At 73.9% G+C, this 26,005-nt stretch carries 25 protein-coding genes; 18 read left to right on the plus strand and 7 right to left on the minus strand.

Annotation, left to right across the window (positions count from 1 at the left end):
* The first annotated feature begins 31 nt into the window (after positions 1 to 31).
* Genes IF06_RS0122240 through IF06_RS0122250 form a run of 3 tightly spaced genes read left to right on the plus strand, consistent with a single transcriptional unit; the run spans position 32 to position 1,973 of the window.
* Entirely contained in the window at positions 32 to 457 is a 426-nt protein-coding gene (locus tag IF06_RS0122240; RefSeq protein ID WP_013288059.1) for a RidA family protein, read from the plus strand.
* Positions 450 to 974, plus strand: coding sequence for a 3-hydroxyanthranilate 3,4-dioxygenase (locus IF06_RS0122245; protein WP_013288058.1), 525 nt, complete (start codon positions 450 to 452; stop codon positions 972 to 974). Before IF06_RS0122240 ends, IF06_RS0122245 begins: the two co-directional genes overlap by 8 nt.
* Before the next feature lie 3 nt (positions 975 to 977).
* Complete coding sequence (locus IF06_RS0122250) at positions 978 to 1,973, plus strand: amidohydrolase family protein (RefSeq protein WP_013288057.1); 996 nt, start codon at positions 978 to 980, stop codon at positions 1,971 to 1,973.
* Between the two features lie 45 nt (positions 1,974 to 2,018).
* Here IF06_RS0122250 and IF06_RS0122255 read toward each other — a convergent pair whose 3' ends face one another.
* Positions 2,019 to 2,951: a dienelactone hydrolase family protein gene (locus IF06_RS0122255; protein ID WP_013288056.1), complete on the minus strand. Its 933-nt coding sequence runs from the start codon at positions 2,949 to 2,951 to the stop codon at positions 2,019 to 2,021.
* A gap of 209 nt (positions 2,952 to 3,160) precedes the next feature.
* Between IF06_RS0122255 and IF06_RS0122260 the strand changes: the two genes are divergently transcribed.
* From IF06_RS0122260 to IF06_RS0122270, 3 genes are all read left to right on the plus strand, one after another.
* Positions 3,161 to 4,633, plus strand: a complete 1,473-nt coding sequence (locus IF06_RS0122260; RefSeq protein WP_030273311.1) for an amidase — start codon at positions 3,161 to 3,163, stop codon at positions 4,631 to 4,633.
* Between the two features lie 70 nt (positions 4,634 to 4,703).
* Positions 4,704 to 4,988 carry a hypothetical protein gene (locus tag IF06_RS0122265; RefSeq protein ID WP_026268244.1) on the plus strand — a complete coding sequence of 95 codons (285 nt, stop codon included), beginning with the start codon at positions 4,704 to 4,706 and terminating at the stop codon, positions 4,986 to 4,988.
* The gene (locus IF06_RS0122270; protein ID WP_013475476.1) at positions 4,975 to 5,388 is read left to right on the plus strand and encodes a DUF5130 family protein; all 414 of its coding nucleotides are present in this window, start codon (positions 4,975 to 4,977) and stop codon (positions 5,386 to 5,388) included. Before IF06_RS0122265 ends, IF06_RS0122270 begins: the two co-directional genes overlap by 14 nt.
* A gap of 139 nt (positions 5,389 to 5,527) precedes the next feature.
* Here the strand turns inward: IF06_RS0122270 and pepN are convergent, their stop codons facing one another.
* Positions 5,528 to 8,074, minus strand: coding sequence for an aminopeptidase N (gene pepN / locus IF06_RS0122275; RefSeq protein ID WP_030273313.1), 2,547 nt, complete (start codon positions 8,072 to 8,074; stop codon positions 5,528 to 5,530).
* 227 nt (positions 8,075 to 8,301) lie between these two features.
* Between pepN and IF06_RS0122280 the strand changes: the two genes are divergently transcribed.
* The 4 genes from IF06_RS0122280 (at position 8,302) to IF06_RS0122295 (ending at position 11,325) form a co-directional block, all read left to right on the plus strand.
* Positions 8,302 to 8,925 carry a DSBA oxidoreductase gene (locus IF06_RS0122280; protein ID WP_013288051.1) on the plus strand — a complete coding sequence of 208 codons (624 nt, stop codon included), beginning with the start codon at positions 8,302 to 8,304 and terminating at the stop codon, positions 8,923 to 8,925.
* Positions 8,926 to 9,104: 179 nt separating this feature from the next.
* On the plus strand, positions 9,105 to 9,449 hold the full coding sequence (locus tag IF06_RS0122285; RefSeq protein WP_013288050.1) for a hypothetical protein: 345 nt from the start codon (positions 9,105 to 9,107) through the stop codon (positions 9,447 to 9,449).
* 133 nt (positions 9,450 to 9,582) lie between these two features.
* A complete protein-coding gene (locus IF06_RS0122290; RefSeq protein WP_030273315.1) occupies positions 9,583 to 10,782 on the plus strand; it encodes a DUF1015 family protein in 1,200 nt (399 codons plus the stop codon).
* Positions 10,783 to 10,854: 72 nt separating this feature from the next.
* Positions 10,855 to 11,325, plus strand: a complete 471-nt coding sequence (locus IF06_RS0122295; RefSeq protein WP_013288048.1) for a ribose-5-phosphate isomerase — start codon at positions 10,855 to 10,857, stop codon at positions 11,323 to 11,325.
* Between the two features lie 15 nt (positions 11,326 to 11,340).
* Here the strand turns inward: IF06_RS0122295 and IF06_RS0122300 are convergent, their stop codons facing one another.
* Together IF06_RS0122300 and IF06_RS0122305 are read right to left on the minus strand one after the other, a co-directional pair.
* Positions 11,341 to 11,742 (minus strand): hypothetical protein, encoded by a 402-nt coding sequence (locus tag IF06_RS0122300; protein ID WP_030273317.1) that lies wholly within the window; start codon positions 11,740 to 11,742, stop codon positions 11,341 to 11,343.
* 158 nt (positions 11,743 to 11,900) lie between these two features.
* Entirely contained in the window at positions 11,901 to 13,121 is a 1,221-nt protein-coding gene (locus IF06_RS0122305; protein WP_030273319.1) for a GNAT family N-acetyltransferase, read from the minus strand.
* 98 nt (positions 13,122 to 13,219) lie between these two features.
* On the opposite strand from IF06_RS0122305, the gene IF06_RS0122310 reads away from it, so the two are divergent.
* Positions 13,220 to 13,759, plus strand: coding sequence for a hypothetical protein (locus tag IF06_RS0122310; protein ID WP_030273321.1), 540 nt, complete (start codon positions 13,220 to 13,222; stop codon positions 13,757 to 13,759).
* 54 nt (positions 13,760 to 13,813) lie between these two features.
* On the opposite strand, the gene IF06_RS0122315 is transcribed toward IF06_RS0122310, so the two are convergent.
* Positions 13,814 to 14,293: a hypothetical protein gene (locus IF06_RS0122315; protein WP_013288044.1), complete on the minus strand. Its 480-nt coding sequence runs from the start codon at positions 14,291 to 14,293 to the stop codon at positions 13,814 to 13,816.
* 394 nt (positions 14,294 to 14,687) lie between these two features.
* Between IF06_RS0122315 and IF06_RS0122320 the strand changes: the two genes are divergently transcribed.
* Positions 14,688 to 16,568 (plus strand): propionyl-CoA synthetase, encoded by a 1,881-nt coding sequence (locus IF06_RS0122320; protein ID WP_036311324.1) that lies wholly within the window; start codon positions 14,688 to 14,690, stop codon positions 16,566 to 16,568.
* A 77-nt stretch (positions 16,569 to 16,645) separates the two neighbouring features.
* Here IF06_RS0122320 and IF06_RS0122325 read toward each other — a convergent pair whose 3' ends face one another.
* Together IF06_RS0122325 and IF06_RS0122330 are read right to left on the minus strand one after the other, a co-directional pair.
* The gene (locus tag IF06_RS0122325) at positions 16,646 to 18,766 is read right to left on the minus strand and encodes a M14 family zinc carboxypeptidase (RefSeq protein ID WP_030273324.1); all 2,121 of its coding nucleotides are present in this window, start codon (positions 18,764 to 18,766) and stop codon (positions 16,646 to 16,648) included.
* Positions 18,767 to 18,843: 77 nt separating this feature from the next.
* Complete coding sequence (locus IF06_RS0122330; RefSeq protein ID WP_030273326.1) at positions 18,844 to 21,735, minus strand: Hsp70 family protein; 2,892 nt, start codon at positions 21,733 to 21,735, stop codon at positions 18,844 to 18,846.
* A 130-nt stretch (positions 21,736 to 21,865) separates the two neighbouring features.
* On the opposite strand from IF06_RS0122330, the gene IF06_RS0122335 reads away from it, so the two are divergent.
* The 6 genes from IF06_RS0122335 (at position 21,866) to IF06_RS0122365 (ending at position 25,990) form a co-directional block, all read left to right on the plus strand.
* Positions 21,866 to 22,513: an MOSC domain-containing protein gene (locus tag IF06_RS0122335; RefSeq protein WP_030273328.1), complete on the plus strand. Its 648-nt coding sequence runs from the start codon at positions 21,866 to 21,868 to the stop codon at positions 22,511 to 22,513.
* A 28-nt stretch (positions 22,514 to 22,541) separates the two neighbouring features.
* The gene (locus IF06_RS0122340) at positions 22,542 to 23,573 is read left to right on the plus strand and encodes a questin oxidase family protein (protein ID WP_157551517.1); all 1,032 of its coding nucleotides are present in this window, start codon (positions 22,542 to 22,544) and stop codon (positions 23,571 to 23,573) included.
* A 15-nt stretch (positions 23,574 to 23,588) separates the two neighbouring features.
* Positions 23,589 to 24,014, plus strand: a complete 426-nt coding sequence (locus IF06_RS0122345; RefSeq protein ID WP_030273332.1) for a nucleoside deaminase — start codon at positions 23,589 to 23,591, stop codon at positions 24,012 to 24,014.
* Between the two features lie 141 nt (positions 24,015 to 24,155).
* Positions 24,156 to 24,395, plus strand: a complete 240-nt coding sequence (locus tag IF06_RS0122350; protein WP_030273334.1) for a YrhB domain-containing protein — start codon at positions 24,156 to 24,158, stop codon at positions 24,393 to 24,395.
* 110 nt (positions 24,396 to 24,505) lie between these two features.
* A complete protein-coding gene (locus tag IF06_RS0122355) occupies positions 24,506 to 25,276 on the plus strand; it encodes a hypothetical protein (protein WP_030273336.1) in 771 nt (256 codons plus the stop codon).
* A gap of 126 nt (positions 25,277 to 25,402) precedes the next feature.
* Positions 25,403 to 25,990 carry a hypothetical protein gene (locus IF06_RS0122365; protein ID WP_030273338.1) on the plus strand — a complete coding sequence of 196 codons (588 nt, stop codon included), beginning with the start codon at positions 25,403 to 25,405 and terminating at the stop codon, positions 25,988 to 25,990.
* The last annotated feature ends 15 nt before the right edge of the window (positions 25,991 to 26,005 follow it).

Raw genomic sequence — 26,005 nt, forward strand, 5'->3', positions numbered from 1 at the left:
CCCGCAGTCGCGAACGGAAAGCGGTTCTGCCGTGACCGCCCGGGTGGTGGCCGGGAAGGCCGTGCCGCGGGGCGCGTTCCCGCACGTCAAGGTGGCCGGCGGGTTCGTCTACGTCTCCGGTACGTCGTCGCGCCGGCCGGACAACACGTTCGCCGGGGTGTCGGTGGACGAGTTCGGCACCACCGACCTGGACATCCGGGAGCAGACCCGGGCCGTGGTCGAGAACATCCGCGACCTGCTCCGCTCGGTCGGCGCCGACCTGAACGACCTGGTGCAGGTCACCAGCTACCTGGTCAACATGAACGACTTCGGCGGCTACAACGAGGTGTGGGCGGAGTTCTTCGACGTCACCGGGCCGACCCGGACCACAGTCGCCGTGCACCAGCTTCCGCATCCGCATCTGCTGATCGAGATGCAGGCCGTCGCCCTACTTCCGTCGGGAGGTTCCCATGAGTGAGATCGCCGAGCCGTTCAGCTTCTCCGGCTGGATCGGCGAGAACCAGCACCTGCTCAAGCCCCCGGTGGGCAACAAGGAGATGCTGCCCGGCAGCGACGACTTCATCGTCATGGTGGTGGGCGGCCCGAACCAGCGCACGGACTTCCACGTCGACCCGTACGAGGAGTTCTTCTACCAGGTCAAGGGCAACATGCACATCAACCTGATGCTGCCCGAGGGCCCGCGTACGGTGCACGTGCGCGAGGGGCAGATGTGGATGCTGCCGCGCAACACGCCGCACTCGCCGCAGCGTCCCGAGGCCGGCTCGATCGGCATGGTGATCGAGCGGGTCCGCGAGGAGGGCACGCTGGAGAAGTTCCAGTGGTACTGCGGCGAGTGCCACCACAAGGTGCACGAGGTGGAGTTGCAGGTCCGCGACATCGCCGCCGACCTGCCCCCGGTCTTCGCCGCCTTCTACGCCGACGAGAAGGCCCGTACCTGCGACAACTGCGGCGCGCTGCACCCGGGCAAGGGCTGACGCGTGCCGGTCGTGGACGTGCACACGCACGTCGTACCGAAGGGGTGGCCGGACCTCGCCGCGGCGTGCGGCGGGTCCGGCTGGCCCTGGCTGCGGGTGGACTCCGAGCGCGCCGCCATGATCATGGTGGGGGAGACGGAGTTCCGCCCGATCGGCGCGCAGTGCTGGGACGCGCCGACCCGGCTGGCCGACATGGAGGCCGACGGCGTGGACGTGCAGGTCGTCTCGCCCACCCCGGTGTTCTTCAGCTACGACCGACCGGCTGACCAGGCGGTCAAGGTGGCCCGGATCTTCAACGACCTCACGCTGGAGGTCACAGCGGCCGGCAACGGCCGGCTGGTGCCGTTCTGCCAGGTGCCGTTGCAGGACCCGGACGCGGCCTGCGCCGAGCTGGACCGCTGCCTGTCGGCGGGGCACGCCGGCGTGGAGATCGGCAACCACGTCGGCGACCGGGACCTGGACGACGAGGGCATCGTGCAGTTCCTGACCCACTGCGCCGAGGTCGGCGCGCCGGTGTTCGTGCACCCGTGGGACATGCCCGGCGGCCCCCGGCTGGACCGCTGGATGGCCCGCTGGCTGACCGGGATGCCGGCCGAGACGCACCTGTCGGTGCTCGCGCTGATCCTCGGCGGCGTGTTCGACCGGGTGCCGGACACGCTGCGGATCTGCTTCGCGCACGGCGGCGGCAGCTTCCCGTTCTGGCTGGGCCGCGCCGACAACGCCTGGCACCGCCGCGGAGACCTGGTGCGCGGCGCGTCCAGCGCGCCGCCCAGCTCGTACGTCGACAGGTTCCACGTCGACTCGGTGGTCTTCGAGCCGGCCGCGCTGCGGCTGCTCGTGGACACCATGGGCGCCGAGCGGGTGCTGCTCGGCAGCGACTACCCGTACCCGCTGGGGGAGCGGCCGGTCGGCCAGGTGGTGCACCGGGCGGACTTCCTCACCGACGCGCAGCGGGACGCGTTGCTCGGTGGCAACGCGCTGCGGTTCCTCGGCCGCTGACGAACTCCGGGTGCGTCTGCCGAGGGCAGACGCACCCGGAACGGCTCAGGAGTGCGGGCAGGTGTCCCGGTACTCCTCGATCGCGGTGCCGCGAGGCGCCGGGCAGAGGAACTGCTCGTAGCGGGTGTCGTCGTCGACGAACCGCTTGAGCCACGAGATGCTGTATTTCGCGACTGTCACGTTCGGCGAGGTCGGCGCCGAGTGGCTGGCCGCGTTCAACTCCAGGTACGCCTTGTCCAGCGTGGCCGGCAGGCTGGTGTAGAACGGCTCCGAGTGCGACGACACCGGTGCCACCGAGTCGTTCTCGGCGCCGATGACGAGCGTCGGCACGCGTACCGACGACCAGTTCTTCGTCGTGTGCCAGCCGGTCAGCGGGATCGCCGCCTGGAGCGCGGGCCGGGCGTTCGCCGCCGACAGGCTGCCGCCGCCGCCCATCGAGTGCCCCATCACGGCGAGCCGGTTGCGGTCGATGCGGGTACGTACCGCGCTGGTGTTGGTCAGGTAGTCCAGGGCGGCCAGGAGCTGGGTGCCGCGGCTGGCCGGCTGGTCGTAGACGGAGAGGGTGTCGATGGTGATGACCACGAAGCCCTGCGAGGCCAGCCGCGGCCCGAGCCAGGAGACTGCCGACTGGCCGGCGGTGAAGCCGGGGGAGATCGCGACCGCGCCGAACGTGCCCTCGGCGGTGCTGGTCGGGTAGTAGATCGTGCCACCGCGGAAGCCGCTGACGCTCGATGCGGAGACGGTGGTCTGGGCGGTCGCGAACGGGCCCCGGGTGGCCTCGATGGAGGCGGTGGTGGGCGCGGGGCCGCGCTCGTAGGGGTTCGCGGCCAGCGCTGCCGCCGGCCCGCCGTCACCGGCGCCGGCCGGGGTCACCGGCAGGGCGGCGAGGCCGGCGGCGGTCAGGGCGAGGGCGAGCAGGGGGCGCAGGGCGCGCGGAAGCCGGGACGGGCGGTCCGGTGTGCCGGGTGCGTGGTGCACGGCGTGCTCCTCGGGGTGGTGGGGGCGGCCTTCGATCGACTCGCGTCGATCTACACATCCTGCGCGTCACGCCCGCCCGGCGGACCATCCCGAACCGGTCATGTCACCCGCATATGGACCGGCCGCCGCCGGCCGGATCACCCGCATATGGACCTGCCGCCGGACGTGTCGCCCGGCCTCCCGGCCGCCGGACCGGCAGGATGGACGGCATGGCCGAGCCGCACGACCTGACCGCGCTGGAGCAGGCCGCCGCGATCCGCCGGGGCGAGCTGTCCAGCCTGGAACTGGTCGAGCACCACCTGCGCCGGGTCGAAGGGCTCGGCGACACCGTCGGCGCGTTCGTCACAGTCACCGCCGAGCAGGCCCGGAGCGCCGCCCGGGCCGCCGACGCGCTCGCAGCCGAGGGGCGCGGCCCGCTGCACGGGGTGCCGACCGCGATCAAGGACCTCACGCTCACCGCCGGGGTCCGCACCACCTTCGGCTCCGCGGCCTTCGCCGACTTCGTCCCACCCGTCGACGCCGACGTGGTCCGCCTCCTGGCCGACGCCGGCCTGGTCAGCCTCGGCAAGACCACCACCTCCGAACTCGGCTGCTCGCTCTACTCGGAAGGGTTGGTGGCGCCGCCGGCCCGAAACCCGTGGGACCTCGCGTACACCGCGGGCGGGTCCAGCGGCGGCGCGGCAGCCGCGGTCGCCGCCGGGCTGGTGCCGGTGGCGCAGGGCTCCGACGGCGGCGGCTCGCTGCGCATCCCGGCCGCGCTCTGCGGCCTGGTCGGCTACAAACCCAGCCGGGGCATGGTCTCCGGCGGGCCGCTCGGCTTCGGCGGCTTCGGGCTGCCGGTGAACGGGCCGATCGGCCGCACCGTCGCCGACGTGGCCGCGCTGCTCGACGTGCTCGCCCGCCCGGTGCCCGGCGAGCCGTACCTGCCGCCGGCCGCGCCCGCCGGCGGCTACCTCGGCGTCACCCGCGCCGCCCGCGTCACCGGCCCCGGCCGGCTGCGCGTCGGCCGCTTCACCACGCCGATGCTCGCCGACGAACCGGTCCACCCGGACTGCGTGGCCGCCGTCGACCGGGCCGCCGCGCTGCTCACCGACGCCGGCCACGAGGTGGTCGACGTCCCCGCGCCGCTCGGCCCCGAGGCGTGGCCGCTGTTCGAGACCGTCTGGTACGCGCTGGCTGTCACCCCCGTCCCGGCCGGGCGGGAGGGCGACCTGCTGCCACTGACCCGATACCTGCGCGAGCGCGGCGAGGCGCTCGGCGCGGCCCGGCTGATGGCCGCGCTCGGCGAACTCCAGGCGCAGGTACGCCGTGGCGTCCGCCGTACCGCCGGGTGTGACCTGCTGCTCTGCCCGACGCTCGCGGCCCCGCAGGCGCCGGTGGGCGCGTTCGCCGCCCTCGAACCGGCAGAGGACTTCGACCGGCAGCGGCGCTTCTCGCCGTACTGCGCGGTCTTCAACGTCACGGGCGATCCGTCCGTTTCGTTACCTCTCGGACGGACCACCGACGGGCTTCCGGTCGGGGTGCTCCTCACCGGCCGGTACGGCGACGACGCGACACTGCTCGCCACTGCCGCGCAACTGGAGTACCGGAGTGACGGATGGGATCAGCACCCCGCAATCTGGCGGGCCGCCGACTCCGCTAACGTGAACATCACAAGTGACGTGGGGCGCGACCGGTCCTGACCGGCCGACCCGCACCATTCCTGGTCTCTCTTTCCGCCTGGGGGCGTTGGGATTGTCTGTTACCGAGACGTTGGTGGTCTTCGTCGGCATCCCGGCCGCCGCGGTGCTGCTGATCGCCGCCCTGGCGGCCGTCGGCAGCCGCGGCAACGGTGGCGGCGCCAAGCGCTACCGGCCGGGCCGGCCCTTCGACTTCACTCCGGTCTGGTTCCTGGGCCGTCCGGAGCAGCTGGCCGACTCGGCCGGCACGGCGCTGGCCGCCGGGGCGCAGGCGCCGGCGTTGACCAGCCGCAAGCAGGAGCAGGCCGGCCGGGAGGCGCCGGCCGGTGGAACCGGAGGCGCAAGTGACCGTTGGTGAAGCGCGGCCCACGACGGGGACGGGCACCCCGCCCGAGGTGCTGGACGGACCGTTCTCGACCCGTCAGCTGCTCCGCATCGACGAGGCCCTGCGCCTCGCCGACCAGGGCACCGGTCTGGTCTTCTCGGTCTACGTCGGCGGCCTCGACGAGCCGATCCGGGAGCACGCCGAGCGGCTGCACCGCCAGCTCGCCGACCCGGACCGCTCGGTGCTGATCGCGGTGTCGCCCAACCAGCGGCAGCTGGAGATCGTCACCGGCAAGTACGCGCGCAAGCGCATCCCGGACACGTACGCCAAGCTGGCCGCGCTCTCCATGGTGGCCTCCTTCGGCGGCGGCGACCTGGCCGGCGGCATCATCCAGGGCCTCGACCAGCTCGCCAGCCACGCTGGCAAGGGCTGATCCCCGCCCGCACACACGACGAAGCCCGGCCCCGCGTACGCGTGGGCCGGGCTTTCTCGTGTCAGCGGGGCTGGCCCACGACAACGGCCGGGGCCGGCGCGGACTGCCACCCGCGCCGGCCCCGGCCGACGTGCCTCACTCAGGCGCTGCGCGCGTCCCGCTCCCGGGCCTTCAGCGCGCGGACCACGCCGTCGCGGCCCTCGGCGACCAGCCGCCGCAGCGACGCCGGCCGGCCGTCCTGGGCCAGCCACGCGTCGGTGGCCGCGACGGTGTCCTCCTCGACCAGGTGCGCCGGGTAGGCGAGCTGCACGAACTCCTGCGCCGGCTCGCTGTCGCGCTGCGCCCACACCTGGTCCACCGTGGCGAAGTACCGCTCCCGGTAGGGCGCGGTCAGCTCGACCTGCGCCGCGTGGGTGAAGCCCTGCAACAGCGCCCGGTTGCGCCAGTTGGGCAGCGCGTCCGGGCCGGTGAGCAGCGCCCACACCGCGGCCTTGTTCTCGACAGTCGGCACCAGCGCGTGCGCGTACGCGGCCTCCCGCTCGCCGCTGGCGGTACGGTCGCCGGCCAGCTCCGCGTCCACGTCGGCGGCACCGGCCGCGCCGTTGGCGACCAGCGACTGGAGCACCGTCCAGCGCAGCTCCGTGTCGACGGTCAGCCCCTCCGGCACCCCGTTGCCGTCCAGCCAGCCGCGCAGCGTGGCCAGGTCCTCACCGGAGCGGGCCGACGAGGCGTACGACCGGGCCCAGGCGAGCTGGAAGCCGCTCCCCGGCTCGGCCGCCGCGAGCGCGGTCCGCGCGGTACGGGCCAGGTCGGCCCAGCCGGTCGGCGCCCACGCCGGGTCGGCGTAGAAGGTGAGCGCCGTGGTCGCCTGCCGCAGCGTGGCCGTCACCAGGTTGATGTCGGTCTCGGCGGTCAGCCCGGCCAGCACCAGCGCCACGTAGTCGCGGGCCGACAGCTCGGCGTCGCGGGTCATGTCCCAGGCGGCGGTCCAGCACAGCGCCCGGGCCAGCGACGAGTCGAAGCCGGCGATGTGCTGCACCACAGTGGCCATCGACCGCTCGTCCAGCCGCAGCTTGGCGTACGTGAGGTCCTCGTCGTTGAGCAGCAGCACGTCGGCGGCCGGCTTGCCGTGCAGCTCGGACAGCTCGGTCAGCTCGCCGGTCACGTCCGTCTCGATCAGCTCGCGGCGCACCAGCCGGCCGTCGGTCAGGTCGTACAGGCCGACGCCGATGCGGTGGGTACGCAGCGTCGGGTAGGCCGACGGCGCCTCCTGCCGGACCACCACCCGCTCGTACGTGCCGTCGGCGCCGATGGTCACCTCCGGGCGCAACGTGTTGACCTGCGCGGTCTCCAGCCACTGGGCGGCGAACTTGCGCAGCTCCCGGCCGGAGGCCGCCTCCAGTTCGGACAGCAGGTCGTCGAAGGTGGCGTTGCCCCAGGCGTACTTGCCGAAGTAGGCGCGCAGGCCGGCCAGGAACGGCTCCTCGCCCACGTACGCGACGAGCTGCTTGAGCACGCTCGCGCCCTTGGCGTACGTGATGCCGTCGAAGTTGACCTCGACGGCTTCCAGGTCCGGCATCTCGCAGTAGACCGGGTGGGTGGAGGAGAGCTGGTCCTGCCGGTAACCCCAGTTCTTGCGGATCGACAGGAACGTGGTCCAGGCGTCGGTGAAGCGGGTGGCGTGCGTGTTGCACCAGTGGCTGGCCCACTCGGCGAACGACTCGTTGAGCCACAGGTCGTTCCACCAGCGCATGGTGACCAGGTCACCGAACCACATGTGCGCCAGCTCGTGCAGGATCGTGTTGGCGCGCTGCTCGTACTCGAAGTCGGTGACCTGCGAGCGGAAGATGTAGTGCGACTCGGCGTGCGTGACGCAGCCGAAGTTCTCCATCGCGCCGGCGTTGAAGTCCGGCACCCAGAGCTGGTCGTACTTGGGCAGCGGGTAGCGCACCCCGAACTTCTCCTGGAAGAAGTCGAAGCCCTGCGTGGTGATCAGGTGCAGGTCATCGGCGTCCATGTGCGGGGCCATGCTGGCCCGGCAGAAGTAGCCCATGTCGATGCCGTCGTGGGTGCGCCGCACCTCGTGGTACGGCCCGGCGCAGAGCGCGGTGATGTAGGTGCTCATCCGCTCCGACACGGTGAAGTGCACCGTCTTCAGGCCCTCACCGGCGGCCTCCTCGCGGGCCACCGGCATGTTCGACACGACCCGCCAGTGGTCCGGGACGGTGGCGTGCCAGGTGTAGACGCTCTTCAGGTCGGGCTGGTCGAAGCAGGCGTAGACCTTCTGCGCGTCGGCGGTCTCGAACTGGCTGTAGAGGTAGGTCTCGCCGTCCACCGGGTCGACGGTCCGGTGCAGACCCTGCCCGCTGTTGGAGTAGCCGAAGTCGGCGTCGACCACCAGCACGTTCTCGGCGGCCAGGCCGCTGAGCGTGAGTCCCTTCTCGGCGGACCAGCCGGACAGGTCCACCGGCTCGCCGTTGAGTGTGGCCGACCGCACCGATTCGGCGGCTGTCTCGATGAACGTGGTCGCCCCCGGTTCGGCGCAGCGGAACCGGACCTCGGTCACCGAGCGGAACGTGCGACCGGTGGGCTGCACCGCGGTCGACAGGTCAAGGCTGATGTCGTACCCGGTCACCTCGAGCAGGCGGGCCCGCTCCGTCGCCTCGACCTGGGTCAGGTTGCGCACTCCCGGCACTGTTCGTCTCCATCCCACTCGTCTCGCCGCGCCCCGCGGCGCCGGTTCTGCCCGGCCGCTCGTGACGGCCCGTCGAGAACCGAGTCTTCCATGCACGGACCGCTCCCGGTGGTCGAGGTCACGCTCTCATTCCGGTACCGGTCGACGGGGTACGGGGTGAGGATCGGAGGTGACCGCGCCGGGTCCCCGGCGCGACGATGCCGTGAAGGGAAAACACCGTGACCGAACGTGTCACCGCGGACATGTGGTTCGACCCGCTGTGCCCGTGGGCGTGGATCACCTCCCGTTGGCTGCTGGAGGTCGAGCAGGTCCGGGATGTGGACATCCGGTTCCACGTGATGAGCCTGTCCGTGCTCAACGACGGCCGGGAGCTGCCGGAGGAGTACCGGGACCTGATGCGCGACGGCTGGGGCCCGGTGCGGGTGTGCATCGCCGTCGAGCAGGCGCACGGCGCCGAGGCGCTGGCGAAGCTCTACACCGCGATGGGCAACCGGATCCACCTCGGCAAGGAGGGCCTGGGCCGGGACATGCTGGTGGGCGCGCTCACCGAGGTGGGCCTGGACCCGGCGCTCGCCGACGCGGCCGAGTCCACCCAGTACGACGAGGCGCTGCGGGCCAGCCACGAGGCGGGCATGCGGCCGGTCGGCACCGACGTGGGCACCCCGGTGATCCACGCCCCGGGTCCGGACGGCGGGCAGGTCGCCTTCTTCGGCCCGGTGATCACCCCGGCGCCGAAGGGCGAGGCGGCCGGCCGCCTCTGGGACGGCGTGCTGCTCGTCGCCGGCACCCCCGGCTTCTACGAGCTGAAGCGCACCCGGGAGCAGGGCCCCATCTTCGACTGAGGGGTAAGGAAGGGCCCCTTCTTAACGCCTCCGGTAGAGGAAGGGCCCCTTCTTAACACCGGCAGCACGCCCCGAGCCCCGCACCCGCCCGTCACCGGGCCGGTGCGGGGCTCGTTTCACCGGGTGTCCCAGCCGACGGCCCGCGGGGCCGCAACACGGCAGCTCCTGGAGGCGTTCCCATGGCCAAGCACCGCCACATGTCCGACGACGCGCCGCGGCAGGCGACCGAGGACTCCGGTGCGACGTACTGGTCGGTGACCGAGAGCCACTGGCCGGCCGGCCCGGCCGAGGTGGCCGACCTGCTGGCCCCGCCGATCGTGGTCGGCGTGGCCCGGGTGGTGGCCACCTCGCGGATGACACCGCCGGGCGAGACCGGCCGCCCCGGCCGCGCGCCGTCGCGGCCCGGCGCCGCCGCCCACCCGGCCGCCGCGGGGGCGACGACGGTACGCCTCAACGCCGGCTCCCGCCCCGCCCCGGCGACCCGCCGCCCGACGCCGGGCCGGCACCGCAACTCCACCGCCTGAGCTGCCCTTCCCGGCGTTAAGAAGGGGCCCTTCCTCTACCGGAGGCGTTAAGAGGGGGCCCTTCCTTTCACCTGGTGGTAAGCGGGTGAGTCCGGCGGCGGCGCCGATCGGGGCCCGGGTAGCGTCAGCGGACATGACGGTCGTGCATCCGATCACCCGGGCCTGGATCACCACTGGCGGCACCGGCGCGCAGAACTACGACGAGTTCGCCGACGACGCGGAGATCACCTCCATCGTCGAGGCGAATCCGCACAGCGCCCTGGGCATCGAGATGCCCCACCGGGCGCCCGGCAGCCTCGGGAAGTCCTTCCTCGACGCGCTGCCGGACGCGGTGGCGCGCCTGGCCGAGGCGAAGGCGGACGGCAGCTACACGCCCGCCGAGCAGGTGGTGGTGCTCTACCGGATCAGCGCGCCGGGCGAGGAGAGCGCGTACGGGCTGTGGGCCATGGTCGACACCGACCAGATCTCCACCCGCGCCGACGAGCCGGGCCTGGTGATCCGCAACGAGGACGTGTTCATCGCCAAGGTGCGCGAGCGCGTCGCCCTGGCCGAGGCGCTCGGTCACCTGCTCTCGCCCGTACTCCTGCTCCAGACCGGTAAGGGCGACGAGCTGCACGCCGCGCTCGCGGCGGCGACCGACGCGGCCGGCGCGCCCGCCGCGACGGACGTCGACCAGTCCGGCCGGACGCACGCGATCTGGCTGCTCGGCCCGGGTCCGGCGCAGGACGAGCTGACCGCGCTGGCCGGCGGCGGGGAGCTGGTGGTCGCGGACGGCAACCACCGCAGCCTGGCCGCGCAGACCGGCGGTTTCCCGCGCTTCCTGTCGGTGGTCACCACGCCCGCGTCGGTCGCCATCCAGCCCTACAACCGGCTGGTCAGCGAGCTGACCACCACGCCGGACGAGCTGCTCGACCGGCTGCGCGCGGCGGGCGCGGAGGTCACCCCGGTGGACGGGCCGGTCGACGTGCCGGCCACCGGCGGCGTCGTGCACCTCTACCTCGGCGGCCGGGGGTACGCGGTGACGCTGCCGCACGTCGGGGCCGCCCGGCTGGAGAACCTCGACCACGCGCTCGTCGAGCGCCTGCTGCTGCGCGACGCGCTGGGCCTCGACCCGGGCGACAAGCGGATCACGTACGTGGGTGGCGACTACCCGGCGAGCTGGCTCGTCGGTGAGGTGGACGCCGGCCGGGCCGAGCTGGCGGTGCTCGTCGCGCCGGTGACTGTCGACGACTTCGTCGCGGTGAACCTGGCCCGGGAGAAGATGCCGCGCAAGAGCACCTGGTTCACCCCGAAGGCGCGGGCCGGCCTGGTCGTGGCCGAGCTGCCGCACTGACCGTGTGACGAATCCGCCTCCGGGTCGCCGCCCGCGCGCCGGCCCGGAGGCGGGCCTGTCAGACTGCGCGGTATGCGCGTCTACCTGGGATCCGACCACGCCGGTTTCGAGTTGAAGGTGCACCTCGCCAACCACCTGGCCAAGCAGGGCTACGAGGTGGTCGACGTGGGACCGCACGTCTTCGACCCGGACGACGACTACCCGGCGTTCTGCCTGCACACCGGTGACCGGGTGGTCGGCGACCCGGGCAGCCTCGGCGTGGTGATCGGTGGCTCCGGCAACGGCGAGCAGATCGCCTCGAACAAGGTCGCGGGCGTCCGGGCGGCGCTCGCCTGGAACGTCGACACCGCCCAGCTGGCCCGCGAGCACAACGACGCGAACGTCGTCGCCATCGGCGCCCGGCAGCACACGCTGGACGAGGCCACAGCGCTCGTCGAGGCGTTCCTCACCACGCCGTTCTCCGGCAACCCCCGGCACAGCCGGCGCATCGAGCAGGTGGCCGCCTACGAGCAGAGCCGCCGCCTGCCCGAGCTGCCCGCCTGAGCGGACGCCTCCGGCTCACCGCCCGTTGCGGGGCAGCTCCTCGCGCGGCACCCAGTTGCGGCGGATGAGCACCACGCGCTGTTCGGCCTCGGCGAGGTCGTCCTCGGTGGGGCGGGCGGCGTCCCGTGCCCGCAGCGCGGCCGTCACGCTCACCTGCGACGAACCGGAGCCGACCAGCCCGCGCAGCCCGCGCTCGCCCTCCTCGGCGGGCGCGGCGGCGCGGCGTCCCCGGGGCTCCGGCTCGCCCGGCCGGCCGCCGCGCACGGGACGCGGTGCCACGTCGTCGTGCACCGGTGTCGTACTGGCAGTGGTGCCGCCGGTGCCCGTACCGTCGGCACCGGTTCCGGCGGTCTCCGTCGGCGGGGCGGCCTCGCCGTGATGCCGCAGCCGCCGTCGCCGTCGCTCCGCCTCACCCATCCTCCGACCGTACCGCCCCCACACCCACCCGCACCCCCTCCGGGCGTACCCGTGCCCCCACCCACGCGATCATGAAGTTGGCCGGGACAAACCGGACGGTTCATGCCGCCAACTTCATGATCGCCAGGGCGGCCGGGCGGGCGGGGCGGGGGTGAGGGCTAGAAGACCTCCATGGGGGAGGGGGTGCGGTGCCAGGTGAAGGCGGGTGTCAGCGCGGCCAGCGTGTGCGGGATCAGCTCCCGGACGCGGCCGGCGGCGGCCAGCGCGTACGGGTTCGCGCCGCCGAGGTACAGCTCGCCGAGAGCGCGTACGTCACACGCCAGTCGGGCCGGGGCGGTGGTGGGCGTGCACTGCGCGCCGTCGCGTCCGCCGACCAGCCGCCAGCGGCCGGTGTTCTCCTTCAGCAGCTCGTCGGTGACCTCGATCACCACGTCGACGTCCGTGGCGTAGCGCCGGGCGGCGAGCGCGGCCGGCACGTCCACCACCCGTACCCAGAGCGCGTCGGCGAGCTGCGGGGAGAGCTGGCGGGGCTCGTCCACCAGCCGCAGCAACGGCTCGTCCAGGGCCGCGATCGGGAACGACAGCCGGCGGGTCAGGTCGACCGAGAGCAGCAGCCGCCACAGCGCCGTGTACGCCTCGGGCGTCGCCGCCACCACCTCGCCGACCTGCACCTCGGCCTGCGGCCCGGTGGCCGACGAGCTGTCCTTCGTCCGGTAGAGCGCGTACCCGTCGAGGCCCTCGGCGCCCTCGTGCAGCAGCACCCGGCGCTCGGTGGCGCCGCCCCGGTGCGCCTTGAGGTCCGCCAGGACGTACGACCACCAGCGGTCGTCGCGCCGGGACCAGCCGGGACGCTCGGTGCGGACCCGCTCGTACAGCCGGGCCAGCTCGTCGCGGTGCGCGTCCGGACGGTCCAGTCGCAGCCTGCCCTCGGCGGGCGCCGGTGCGGGCAACCGCAGGCCGGTGGTGTCCACCGACAGCACGTAGCGCGGGGCCGCGGACCCGTAGCCGAAGCGGGGGTAGATGCGGCCCTCGCTGGCCCAGAGCACCGCGATCGGCTCGCGGCCGGCGTCGCGGACGTCCCGCAGCTGGCGCCGCATCAGTGTGGTGAGCAGGCCGCGCCGCCGGTGCGTCGGCGCGACCGCGACCATCGTCACGTGCGCGGCCGGCAGGTCCGCGCCGGGCACCGCGAGGTCGCGGCTGAACGCGGCGGCGTGCGCCACCGCCGTGCCGCCGTCGCGGACCAGCAGCGACCGGTCCGGCTCGAAGATCGGGCGTTCGAGCGCCTGCACCTCGGGGTCGAGATCGCCGTGGAAGGCCAGCGCCAGCAGCGCCGCGATGTCGTCGAAGTCCTCGGCCCGGGATACCACCACGTCAGTCACGGCACGTGTGTATCGCACCGCGATGGGGGTCGGCACCCTATTTGCGGGCTGGCTACCCTCGGAACCGAGGCCGGAATCGGTCGAGGGGGAGGACGAAGATGGCGGACCAGACACAGCCGTGGGCCGAGCGCACCGTGGAGGTGCCGCCCCAGCCGGGGGTGGTGCCCCCGCAGCGGGACGCGTTCGAGCGCGGGGTGGCGGCGGTCGGTCAGCCGCGCCCGTCGCGTACGCCCCGTACCGAGCAGTTCCCCACCGTCGAGCACGGCGACTGGGCGGCGGAGCCGGCGCCCCGCCGGCCGATGAGCTGGCACCTGGCCCAGGCGCGCAAGGGCGGGGAGCTGAGCGCTGCGGGCGCGCTGTTCGCGTTCGTGTGCTGGGGCATCTGGGCGATCTCCGGCCGGGGCAACCTGGTCGCCCCGCTGCTGACGTTCGTGCTCAGCCTGCTCACCGCGGTCGGCCTGTTCGCGCTGGCCCGGCTGCTCGGCCGGCTGATCCTGGAGCGGCAGTTCGGCCGGGTGCGCCGCAGCGCCCGGGGCGCCCACCTGGTCACCGCGTTGTTCCTGGTCGGCGTCGGTGTGGCGTATCTCCAGCAGACCGAGTGGGTGGTCTCCGCCTGGAACTGGGTGACCGGCAACTGAGCCGACAGGTCGTCCGTCCGGTACGCGCCGGACGGACGACCCGGGGCGTCGGTGTCAGAAGGTGGTCGGCGCGCCGGCCGTCTGGCAGGCGGCGTTGATGTCCTTGCTGGCCTTCTCCATGGCGGGGTTGTCGGCGGCGGTGCCCGGGTCGGCGGCCGCGCCCGCCTTGCCGGCCTCCGCGCCGAACTCCTTCAGGGCGGTGGCCGCCTTGCCGTCGCCGGCGGTCGCGGCGAGCTCGGTCACCCGGTCACCGAGTTCGGTCAGGATCGCGCCGGTCTTCTTCGTCAGGTCGCCGCCCGCCTGCACCACGGTCATGAGCTTCGCCCGCATGTCCTTGTTGATCTTCTCTGCGGCGGTGCAGAGTTCCTTGTCGCTCATCGCGGCCGCCGACGGCGAGGGGGCCGCCGAGGAGGGTGCGGCGGAGGCCGAGGTGGCTGCCGGCCCGGCCGTGGTCGAGGGCTTCTCGTCGCCGCACGCGGCGAGGCCCAGCACGGCACAGGTCAGGAGGATCGGGAAGATCCGGTTCGTTTTCACGTCTGGGCACGCTAGTCGATGCCCGTCATTGATCAAACTCGGTTTGCCCGGGTCGGCCCCGGGATGCGCGGGCGGGCGGCATTCGCGCCGCCCGCCCGCGTGCCCGGCCGCGGTACGCCGCGACACCGGTCGTCGCTCCACCAGGACCGTGCTGCCTTACCCCGCCCCGCGGGCTTCATCCGTCGCCCGTTGGGCTGAGCCGTCGCCGCTGCTCGTCGGCCTTCGGCGACGCGACCCGGGCCGCCGGGTCCTCGACGCCCGGGCCGCCGGAACGACAGGCGACGGGTACCGCCCACCGCCGTGAGCGGCCGTTCAGCGAGCCGGGGCGTGCTTCCGGCGCACCGGACCCGTCCGGCCGTCGTGCCGGCGTGGCGCGGCGGCGCAGCATGACGGCATGGGCGCGTATCGATCAGCGTACGAGCGGAGCATCGCCGACCCGGCCGGCTTCTGGCGGGACGCGGCGGCCGACATCGACTGGGTCATCCCGCCGGAGCGCATCCTCGACGACTCGGCGGCGCCGCTGTACCGCTGGTTCCCCGACGGGGTGCTGAACACCTGCCACAACGCGCTGGACCGGCACGTCGCCGCCGGGCGTGGCGACCAGCCCGCGTTGATCCACGACAGCCCGGTGACCGGCACGGTACGTACCCTCACCTACGCCGAACTGCTCGCCGAGACGGCCCGGTTCGCCGGTGCGCTGCGCCGTCTCGGCGTCGGCCGGGGCGACCGGGTGCTGCTCTACCTGGCGATGGTCCCGGAGGCGGTGATCGCCATGCTGGCCTGCGCCCGGATCGGCGCGGTGCACTCGGTGGTCTTCGGCGGCTTCGCCGCGCACGAGCTGGCCGTCCGGATCGACGACGCGCGGCCGAAGGTGGTGGTGGCGACCTCCTGCGGCATCGAGGCCGACCGGGTGGTGCCGTACCACCCGATCCTCGCCGCCGCGCTCGACGAGGCCGCGCACGCGCCGGAGCGCTGCGTGGTGGTGCAGCGCCCGCAGGAGCCGGCCCCGCTGGTGCCCGGCCGCGACCTGACCTGGGCCGAGGTGATGGCGGACGCGGAACCGGCGCCGTGCGAGCCGGTGGCCGCCACCGACCCGCTCTACGTCCTCTACACCTCCGGCACCACGGGCCGTCCCAAGGGCGTGGTGCGGGACAACGGCGGGCACGCGGTGGCGCTGCGGTGGTCGATGCGCAACGTCTACGGCATCGAGCCGGGCGAGGTCTTCTGGGCCGCCTCCGACGTGGGCTGGGTGGTCGGCCACTCCTACATCGTGTACGCGCCGCTGCTCACCGGCGCGACCACCGTGCTCTACGAGGGCAAGCCGGTCGGCACTCCCGACGCCGGGGCGTTCTGGCGGGTCGCCGCCGAGCACCGGGTGGCCGCCCTGTTCACCGCGCCCACCGCGATCCGGGCGATCCGCCGGCAGGACCCGGACGGCAGCCACATCTCCCGGTACGACCTGAGTGCGCTGCGTACCCTCTTCCTCGCCGGTGAGCGGCTGGACCCGGACACCTGGGCCTGGGCGGGGGAGCGGCTCGGCGTACCGGTGGTCGACAACTGGTGGCAGACGGAGACCGGCTGGCCGGTGGCGGCCAACCCGCGCGGCCTGGAGCCGCTGCCGATCAAGCCGGGGTCGCCGTCGGTGCCGGTGCCCGGCTACGACGTGCGCGTGGTCGACGGTGCGGGCCGGGACGTGCCGCCCGGCACGGACGGCTCGATCGTGATCCGGCTGCCGCTGCCGCCCGGCTGTCTGCCCACGCTCTGGGGTGACGACGAGCGGTTCGTCCGCTCCTACCTGTCCACGTTCCCGGGTCACTACCTGACCGGCGACGGCGGCCGGTTCGACGAGGACGGCTACCTGTACGTGATGGGCCGCACCGACGACGTCATCAACGTGGCCGGGCACCGCCTGTCCACAGGCGCGATGGAGGAGGTCCTGGCGACGCACCCGGCGGTGGCCGAGTGCGCGGTGATCGGCGTGGCCGACGCGCTCAAGGGGCAGGTGCCCAGCGGGTACGTGGTGCTCAAGGCCGGCGCCGACGTGGACCCGGACGCGCTCGCCGCCGAGCTGGTCGCGCTGGTCCGGCAGCGGATCGGCCCGGTGGCCGCGTTCCGCCGGGTGACAGTGGTCCCGGCACTGCCGAAGACCCGCTCCGGGAAGATCCTGCGCCGCACCATGCGGGGCCTGGTGGAGGGGCGCGACGAGCCGGTCCCGGCGACCATCGACGACCCGGGCGCGCTCGCCGTGTTCCGCGACCTCGGCACCGTGGACTGAGCCAGGCAGGGCCGACCCGCCCCGGACGAGCTGAAGCGGTCCCCGGCCGGACTCCACCGGCCGGGGACCGCTTGCGGTCAGCGCCGGACCGGGTTGTCGGCGGCGTAGTCGCGGGCGACGCGGACCAGTTCCACCAGGCCGCCGGCGTACTCCTGCGCCTCGGCGTGCGCCTCGTCGAACGGCGGCTGGAAGCCGACGCCGTCCCACTGACCGGTGGTCTCGTTCCACCTGTCGTTCCCGACCTCGAAGTCCCAGGCGAAGATGCCCAGCTCGTAGTAGAGCTGGTCGGCCGAGTTGCCGGCCGCCGAGTAGAGCACGTCGGCGACCGGGCCGGTCTGCGACGGCCAGGTGACGGTGCCGCGCTCGGCCGCGATCGCGCCCACGATGCGCCGGGCGCTGCCCAGGAACAGTGTCGACTCGTCGATCGACGGGCGCGGCAGCGTCACCCGCCCGTCGGCCTTGTACGCCCCGGGCGGCCACATGAAGTAGCCGCCGTACGAGTGCACGTTCATCGCGAACTTGATGTTCGGGTGGGCCTTGGCCAGGTCGATCACGTTGCGGCTCTCCGGCTCGGACAGCTCCGCCGTGCCCGCGTAGTTGCCGGACAGGCAGTTGGCGCTCGCGCCCACGTACCCGTCGAACAGGGATCCGACCGTGTAGTTGCGGTTGACGTCGACGCCCCACATGGTGCGGTTCTTCGGGTCACGGGAGGCGCCGGTGCAGTGGTTGACCAGGTTCTTGCGCTGGAAGTTGTAGTCGTGGAACGAGTAGTTCGCGCCGTCCGGGTTCACAGTCGGGATGACGAACACGTCCACCTGCTCCAGCAGCTTGCGGGTCGCCGCGTCGGTACGCGCGTTCGCCAGCAGCCGCTCGGCGAACTCCAGCGTGACGAGCGGGGTCGCCCACTCGCGGGCGTGCTCCTGCGAGTACGCCAGCACGCCGATCCGGGAGCCGTCGCGGTGCTTGCCGATGCGCAGCGCCTGCACCGTCCAGGGCCGGGACGGCACCTCGGTGCCCTGCAAGCCGTCGTCGAGGCGTACCGGCCCGGTGACCGGCATCGGCAGCCCCGCCGAGCCGTCCTCCACAGTGGCCCGGAAGCGGGCGCCCCGCGGGGCGTTGATCAGGGCGGCGACGTCGTCGGTGGTGCTCGTGACCTTGCCCGCGCCGTCGGTGGCCAGCGAGATGGTCAGCACCCGGTCCCGGTAGCGCATGTTCAGCGGCCGGTTCGGCCGGCCCGGGTCGACGGTGCGTACCTGCACGCCGTTCATGCCCTGGTCGCCGAAGCGGATCGACTCCACCACCACGGCGGCGGCCGCCGGGTCGCCCAGGTAGGCGGCGGCGGTCCGGCGGTATCCCTGGGTCTTGTTCGGCAGGTCGATCACGTCGACCAGGTCGCGGTACTGGCGGCCGAGCCGGGCGATGCGCGCCTTGATGTCGACGGGCGTCAGGTAGGCGTCGATGAAGTCCTTCTGATAGCCGGTCGGCTGCGGCGGCGGGGTCGCGTTCGGCCAGAGCGACGGCGTCACCGGCCGGCTCGTGCCGCCCAGCGTGGAGGTGGCAGTGAGCTGCACCGGACGGCTCGGCACGGGCTGCGGCAGCGCGTAGTGGTACTGGTACTCGCCCGAGTCCTCGAAGCGGTACAGCGGGAACGAGCCGGTGGCACCGTCGGCCGTCCGCCAGCTCACAGTGATCTCCACGTCCGGGTCGTCGGTGGCGGTGGTGGCGACCTGGGCCTGGAGGAACGTCCGGCCGCCGGTGGTCCACCAGTACGCCTGGAGGAACTGGAGCGTGTCGACAGCGGCGGCGCCGCTCGTACGCAGCCCGGCGCGGGTGCGCTCCTGCGCGGCGCGGCGGCTCTCGGCCAGGTGCCGGGCCCCGTCGTCGGCGCGCTGCACCACCTGCACGGCGGTGGCCCCCTGCCGGGTGAGGTCGGCGAGCTGCCGTCCGGTGAGGACCAGGTCGGCGGTCCACTCGCCGTCGCGCGAGCGGGGACGGTTGGCCAGGTCGGCGCCGCCGGCCACCAGGCGGTCGAGCTGCGCCCGGTCGGCGAGCCGCACGCGGACCAGCGCGGTCTCGGTGGGGGCGAGCGTGATCGCGGGGGAGGGCGGTGCGGCGGCGCCCGGCCCGGGATGGGCCAGCGCCGCGGCGATCAGGATGCTGGTGGTGGCGAGTGCGGTCCACCGTCGTCGGACGAACACGGGGCCTCCTGACGAACGTCGATCTCTCTGCCGTTCACACCAGCCGAGGCATCGATCGCTGTCAAGCTCAGTTCCGGTCAGCCGGCGAACCGGTACAACCGGAACTCCTTCTCCGCGCCGCACACGAGCATCTCGGTGTTCCACGAGCAGGACTCGCTGCGGATCTGCTTGAGCTGCCCCATCTCGACCGGTTTGCCGTCCACCGCCGTCCCGGCGAGGACCCGGTCGTCCTCGTACGCGCTCGGCGCCTCGGAGAAGATCAGCAGGTTGCCGGCGTCCAACCGGACCGCCGTCCCGTCCCGGTCGCGCAGCACCGCCGTGCCGTCCGGCGCGAACAGCGTCACCGCGTCCGGCGAGTCCCGCCCGGCCAGCACGTGCTCACCGACCGGCACCAGCGACTCGGCACGCGGCGCCGGCCACTGCCGGGTGCCCTCACCCTCGGTCGCCGCCACCACCCGCGTGTCGTCGGCGCCGCTGCCGGGCGTCTCCAGCAGGCACACGCGACGCTCCCCGCAGGTGACGAGATCCTTCACCCGGCCGCCCTGTTCCGGCGCCTCGTACAGCACGCCCGGCGTGCCGAGACCGCCCAGGTCGTAGGCGAGCAGCCGCAGGCCGCGCTCGTTCTCCGCCACGTACAGCCGGTCGTCGCGGGCGGCCACCGGATCGTCGAGCCCGGCGACGTTGCCCCGGTCCTTGAGGATCTTCCCGCTGCGCATGTCGACGACCCGGAGCGACCGGTCCGCGCCGACCTGCACGAGCCGGTCCGCCTTCCCCGCCCACGGGGCGAGCGGCGAGCCCTCGGCGTTGCCGGGCCCGTCCAGCGCCGCGCCGGTGCCGACCGGTACCACCTTCGTGCGCGCGTCGCCGTACTCGGTGCGCGGGTTGGGCCGCTCCCACCGCTGCCGGCCGTCGTCCAGCCGCAGCCCGACCAGGCGTTCACCGGCGCGGTCCAGCCGGACGATCGTGTCGGGCCCGAGGTACAGGGTGTCGTCGCGACCGACGTCGGTCCGCCAGCGCTGGTCGCCGGAGTCCTCGTCGAGCACCGCGAGCACGCGGGGGGTGTCACTTCCGGTGGCATCGCCGAGGACGAGCAGCCCGTCGGGCAGCGCCCGGATCCCCGCCCACCGCTGCGCTGTCGCGTCGGTCCGCCTCTCCCAGACCGTCTTGCCGGTGGCCGCCTCGACGGCAGTCACGTGGAGGTGGTCGTCGGGCAGCGAACGGGCCAGGTAGGCGCGTTCCCCGAGCGTCGCGGTGAACATCTGGTCCGGCCGCGCGTCACCGGCGGACACAGTCTTCACCAGCTCCGCGGTGTGGAAGTCCAGCGCCGGGTGCCGGTCCCGGAACACCCAGAGCAGCACCGACGCCGCCACGGCGACGACCACGAGACCCGCGCCGAGCGCGATCCACCGGCCGCGCCGTGGCCGGCCGCCGCCCGGCCGGACACCGCCCGGCGCGGGGGAGAAGGGCGCCCCGGGTACGCCGTAGCCCGCGGCCGGGTGCGGCGGAACCGGCCCGTGGGCGGCCGGCATGCCGTCGTACCTCGTCGGCTGTGGCGGAACCGGGCCCGGCGTGCCGTCGTACCTCGTGGCGGGGGTCTGCGGGACGGGGCCGTCGGCTACCAGCGTGCCGTGCGGTCCGGCGGACGCCGCGTCCGGACCGCCGAGCGGCGCGGTCGGGTTCGGCCTCGTCGCACCGGCCGGGACCGTGGCGGCGCTCGCCGTGCCGGCGTCGGTCCCGCCCGCGGGCGGCGCGGGCCGTGTCGATTCGGGCTGGGCCGGCGCGGGTGGTGCCGGCGCGGCCTGGACCGGCACGCCGGGACGGCCGGACCGCCGGGGCAGCGGCAGGTCGGTGAGCGCGCCCTCGGCGACAGGCATCTCCGGCTGCTCCAGCACCGTCGGCGCGATGCCCAGCTCGGCGTGCAGCAGCCGGGCCACCAGCGGCACCCGGGTCGACCCGCCGACCAGGAACAGACCGGATAGCTGCTCCGGACGCAGCCCGGCGGCGGCGGTCACCTCGCGGGTCTCCGTCACGGCCCGGGCCAGCAGCGGCGCGGCCAGGCGTTCGAAGTCCTCCCGGGACAGCGGCACCGCCGCCTCCACCCCCGGTACGGCGACCGGCGCGACCATGGCCCGGGACAGCATCTCCTTCGCGCCGCGCACGTTGTCCCACAGCTGCTGGCGGTCCCGCCGCTCGGCGGTGGTCGCCGGGTCGGTCAGCCGGGCCCACTCGCCCGGATGGGCCGGGCCGACCAGCTCGCCGAGCCGCCCGAGCAGGGCCGCGTCCAGGTCGAGACCGCCGAGGTCGGGGATCCCGCCGGTGGCGACCAGCTGGAAGCCGGAGTCTCCCCACGGATCGGCGCCCTCGTTGCGTAGCACCGCCACGTCGAGCGTGCCGCCGCCGAAGTCGAACACCGCCACCGCACCGCCCACCGGCACCGGCCGGCGCAGCACCTGCGTGAAGTAGCGCGCCGCGGCCACCGGCTCACGCAGCAGGCGGGTGCCGGGCGCGATCGGCCCGGCGAGCGTGTGCTCGGCCGCCGCCGGCCAGCCGGCGAGTTCCAGCGCGTCGTGCAGCACCTGACGGCGGGCCGGCGTCCAGGCCGCCGGGTGGGTGACCACCGCCGGGGGCAGCATCCCGACCGCCGCCACCGCCGCGTCCGCGACCGCGCGCAGCGTCGCGGCCAGCAGCTCCGCCGGCCGGTACGCCCGCCCGCCCAGCTCCACCGTCTCCTCGTCGACCCGGCGCTTCGGGTTCGGCTCGTAGCCGGCCGGGTCGGCCTGGGCCAGGCGCTGCGCGTCCCGCCCGACGTGCAGGTGACCGTCCGCGTCGGCGTAGACGCCGGACGGCAGGATCGGGTGGCCGTCGACGAGCACCGGCCGGGTCCGCCCGTCCGGCCAGCGCAGCACCGCCACCGTGTTCGAGGTGCCGAGGTCCACGCCGAGGGCGAAACCGTCCTGCTGGCCTGCCATCCGCGGCTACCTCCACCACCCGACGAGGATGTCCGGCCCGCATCGTACGCAGGCCGCGCCGCCTCGCCGCGCACCCGGCCCGGGGGAATGGACTGGCCGGTCCGGCGCCCGGCCGCATACCGTCGCCGTCATGAGGGTGATCTCCGTCAACGTGGGCCGACCGCAACCGAACCCGTGGAAGGGGATCGGCGCCACCGGCATCGACAAGCGGCCCGTGGACGGCCGGGTCGCCGTCACCGCGCCCGGCCCCAAGGGCACCGGCGACGTCGGACTCGCCGGTGACCGGGTCTACGACGTAGCCCACCACGGCGGCACCGACCAGGCGGTCTACGCGTACGCCCGGGAGGACCTCGACCACTGGGAGGCCGAGCTGGGCCGCCCGCTCGCCGACGGCAGCTTCGGCGAGAACCTGACCACCACCGGGCTGGACGTCAACGGCGCGCTGATCGGCGAGCGGTGGCGGATCGGGCCGGACCTGGTGCTGGAGGTCTCCTGCCCGCGCATCCCCTGCGGCACGTTCCAGGGGTGGCTGGGCGAACGCGGCTGGATCAAGCGGTTCACCGAGGAGGTACGGCCCGGGGCGTACCTGCGGGTGGTCACGCCGGGCAGCGTCGGCGCCGGAGACCCGGTCGAGGTCGTGCACCGGCCCGACCACGACGTGACTGTGGCGCTGGTGTTCCGGGCCACGACGCTGGAGACGGAGCTGCTGCCCCGGCTGCTGGTCGCCGACGCGCTCCCCGAGGAGGACATGGCGCGGATCCGCCGCCGCTTGACCTGAACCACACTTCAGGCCGGACGCTCCCGGTGTGCTGAACTCCGTACTCGACGAGGCGTACGAGCGCGTACGCCACACCGGTCCCGAGCGTGACGGGTGGCTGTCCAACCACGTGCCGATGGCGGCGGAGGCCCTGGTGCGCCACGGTCACGGGCGGGCGGTGCACCGCTGGATCGACGCGTACGCCGGCCGGCTGGAGGAACGTCCGCGCGGCATCCGGCGCATCGCCGCCGACGAGTGGCGTGACCCGCTCGGCGACCCGGTGCGCACCGGTGACTGGCTCGACCTCTTCGACCGCGAGCTGGCCGGCGACCCGTGGCGCGACGTGCTTGCTCGCTGGTGGCCGCGCCTGCTGCCGGGCATCGCCGCCGGGGCCACCCACGGCGTCATCCGGGTCGGCCACGCCGTGCGCGCGCTGCTCGACGCCGAGACCGCACCGCGGGTGGCCGAACTCGGCCAGGGGCTCGCCTACTGGGCCGCCCGCTGGCAGCCGCTCGCCCCGCCCGGCACCGGGCCGTACCCCGGAACCGACGCCCGGTCCGCGCTCGACGCCGTGCCCCGCGTACCCGATCAGCGGTTCGGCATCCGGTCCCGCCTGGCGCAGCTGGCCGACCTGGACCGGTGGCCGGCCGCCACGGCGGCCGTGCCCGGCGAAGCCGCCGCCGACGTGCCCACCCGGCTCGCCGCCGTCGTCGACGCCGCCGTGGTCCGGCACGGCACACACGGGTACGCCGGTCCCGTGATGCTCGTGCACGCAGCCACCGCGCCGAACGCCGTCCTGCGTACGCTGCCGGCCCTGCCGCCGGCGCTGTGGCAGCCGAGCCTGGCCGCCGCCTGGGCGGCGACCGCCGCCGTCACCGCCGCCTACGCCCCGGCCGGGGCCCGTGCCATCCCGACGGCCGCCGGGCCGGAACTCGACGAGGTCATGGCGCGGGCGCTGGACACCGGGGACGCGCACGCGATCAAATTCATCGACACCCTGAGCGACGCGTACGCCCGCAGCGGCGACCCGGCCCTGCTCGCCGTGGCCGCCCGATCCGTCGAGCAGATCGCCGCAGACTGAACACGTGGAGGGCTGATGACACCCGACGACGAGGCGTTCCTGCGCCGCGCAGTGGAACTCGCCGACCGGGCCGGCGCGTCCGGCGAGCGGCCGTTCGCGTCGCTGCTCGTCGGCGCGGACGGCACCGTCCTGATCGAGGACCACAACACTGTGGTCTCCGACAAGGACGTCACCGCCCACCCGGAGCTGAAGCTGGCCCGCTGGGCCGCCCGGCAGCTCGCCCCCGAGGCGGCCGTCGCCACCACCATGTACACCAGTTGCCAGCCGTGCCCGATGTGCACTGTGGCGATCAACGCATCAGGCCTGGGCCGGGTCGTCTTTGCGCTGTCCACCGAGCAGTTCGAGCAGGTCAAGCCCGCGACGCCCGCGCCGCGCCCGGTGCGGTACGACGGGCCGGCGCTGTTCGACGAGGCACGCCGGCCGATCGAGGACCACTACTAGGCACCCGGGCGACGGTGGACGCGCCACGGCGGAGCACCGGGTCGAGCGGTGCGGTGGGCCTCCGGCGTCGCTACACGGCCGTGTGGTGGCCGCCCCTGCTGCGAGGAAGCGGCTGGGCCGAGACATGGAGATGGTGAGACCGTGATCGCACCGGAACCGGCGCGGCAGATCGCCGAAGAGTTCCTGGACACCGAGATCCGTTACCGCTTCCCCCACCCGGTCGTCATCGTGGACGACGCCGTGAAGGAACTCGACGACGTGTACGTGTTCCCCTACGACGGGAAGGCGTACGTCGAATCCGGCGACTGGCGCGAGGCGATGGCCGGCAACTCTCCGATCGCGGTGGACAAGCGAACGGGCGAAGCCCGCTTCTCTGCCTGAACGCGGAGATCGCTTGCCCACACACCGCGGGTGCCGGCGTCGTCGGCGCGGGGCACCGCGGACGGCGTGCGACGCCTACGCTGTGCCGCACGGCGACAGGGGGTGGGCCGGTGGGGCGTTGGCTGGGGCACGTCGCGATGGCGCTGGTCGGCGCGCTGCTGTTCGGCACGGCCGGCCTGGCCCTCGGCTCCTGGTACGGCGGCCGGGGCGCCGAGCCGCTGAGCGCCGAGGCAACTCGGAGCGCGGCCGGCGAACTGCTTCCCGGTGTCGAGCCGAGCGGCTCGACGACAGTGCAGGGCTACCGGTACGGCGTCTCTCTGGCCGCCGACGAGGTCGGCGGGAGCCGGATCGAGTTCCAGTACGGCGACGGCGCCGCCTGCGCGCTGTCCGAGCAGATGCGGCGGGCCGCCGAGACGTGCGGATGGCGGGAACTCCGTCGGGTGCCGGGCGCCTCGTGCGACGGCTGGCGGGCCGAGCGAGACGGGATGACGGTCACGCTCACCCACCCGGCGCACGGGTCGAGGCTGAGCATCACGCAGTCCGCCCCCGGAGGGTTCCGCGCCGCCACGATCACCGGCACCCTGCTCGGCGCCGTCGCCGGTGCGGTGCTGTTCTGGGTGGTGGCGCGGAGTCGTCGGCCCGTACCCCTGCTGGTCGGCACCCTGGTGACCGTCGCCCTGTTCCCTGGGGCCGCCCTCACCTGGACGGATCTGGCCGCGCATCGGCTCGCCGAGCCGGTGTGGCCCGTTTGGCGCGGGCTCGCGCCCGTGTTGGTGCCGCTCTGGCTCGTGCTCCTTCTGATCGGCGTGATCGTCCTCGCGAAGCGACGGGATCCGGCCGTGCCCGTCACCGATCCGGTCGCTACTGGTCGTGGGGGCTGATCAGTGGACGCCCGACTCGTCGTACGGCACGCAGTCCCAGAGGGTGTTCGCACGCCCGCGGACGACCGCGAACACCGGCCGGGACAGCACGACGTCGCCCACCCGCTGCACGCGCATGGGGCTCCTATGAAGCGCCGTCGTCGGTTCCTGGCCGCTGCGCTGGCTGTCATGCTGTGCACCGGCTATCTGGTGAGCACCCTGGGTCACCGCCTTGACCACGGCAGCCCGTGGTGGCACGGCGCCGACGCGGCGTCTCGCACGGAAGGGTCGACGACCGAAGTGCGCTTCGCCTTCAGCCCTGGCGGGCAGATCACCTTCGGTGTGTCCATCCGCAATCCCGGGCCGTGGCCCGTCACGATCACGGGGGTCGCGGTCGACGACGGTCCTGCCGACCGGCACGTGTTCAAGGTCGCTCGACTGACAGCGGGCAGTCCTGTCGGCGAGCCCGCTGCTCTCGTGTTCGATCCGGCTACGGCGTCACCCCTCCGGTCGACCGAAGTAGGACCGGGAAGGGAACTGCCGGTCTTCGTGACGATCACGATTCCGGACGTCGAGCAGGCGCCCGGGGGAGGACTCGTCTTCGACGACCTCGCGATCGGCTACGACGTGCTCGGCCTGCCTCGCCACCAGCGGGTGCCGATGGGTTTCCGCTTGTTCGTCCATTCGCCGCGCGGCAACGTTCCCGGCGAAGACCGGGAGCGGCCCGGGAACTAGAACACGATCCCAGGG

Origin of the sequence: Micromonospora globosa (assembly GCF_000717585.1) — a bacterium.
GTDB classification, from domain to species: Bacteria; Actinomycetota; Actinomycetes; order Mycobacteriales; family Micromonosporaceae; genus Micromonospora; species Micromonospora aurantiaca.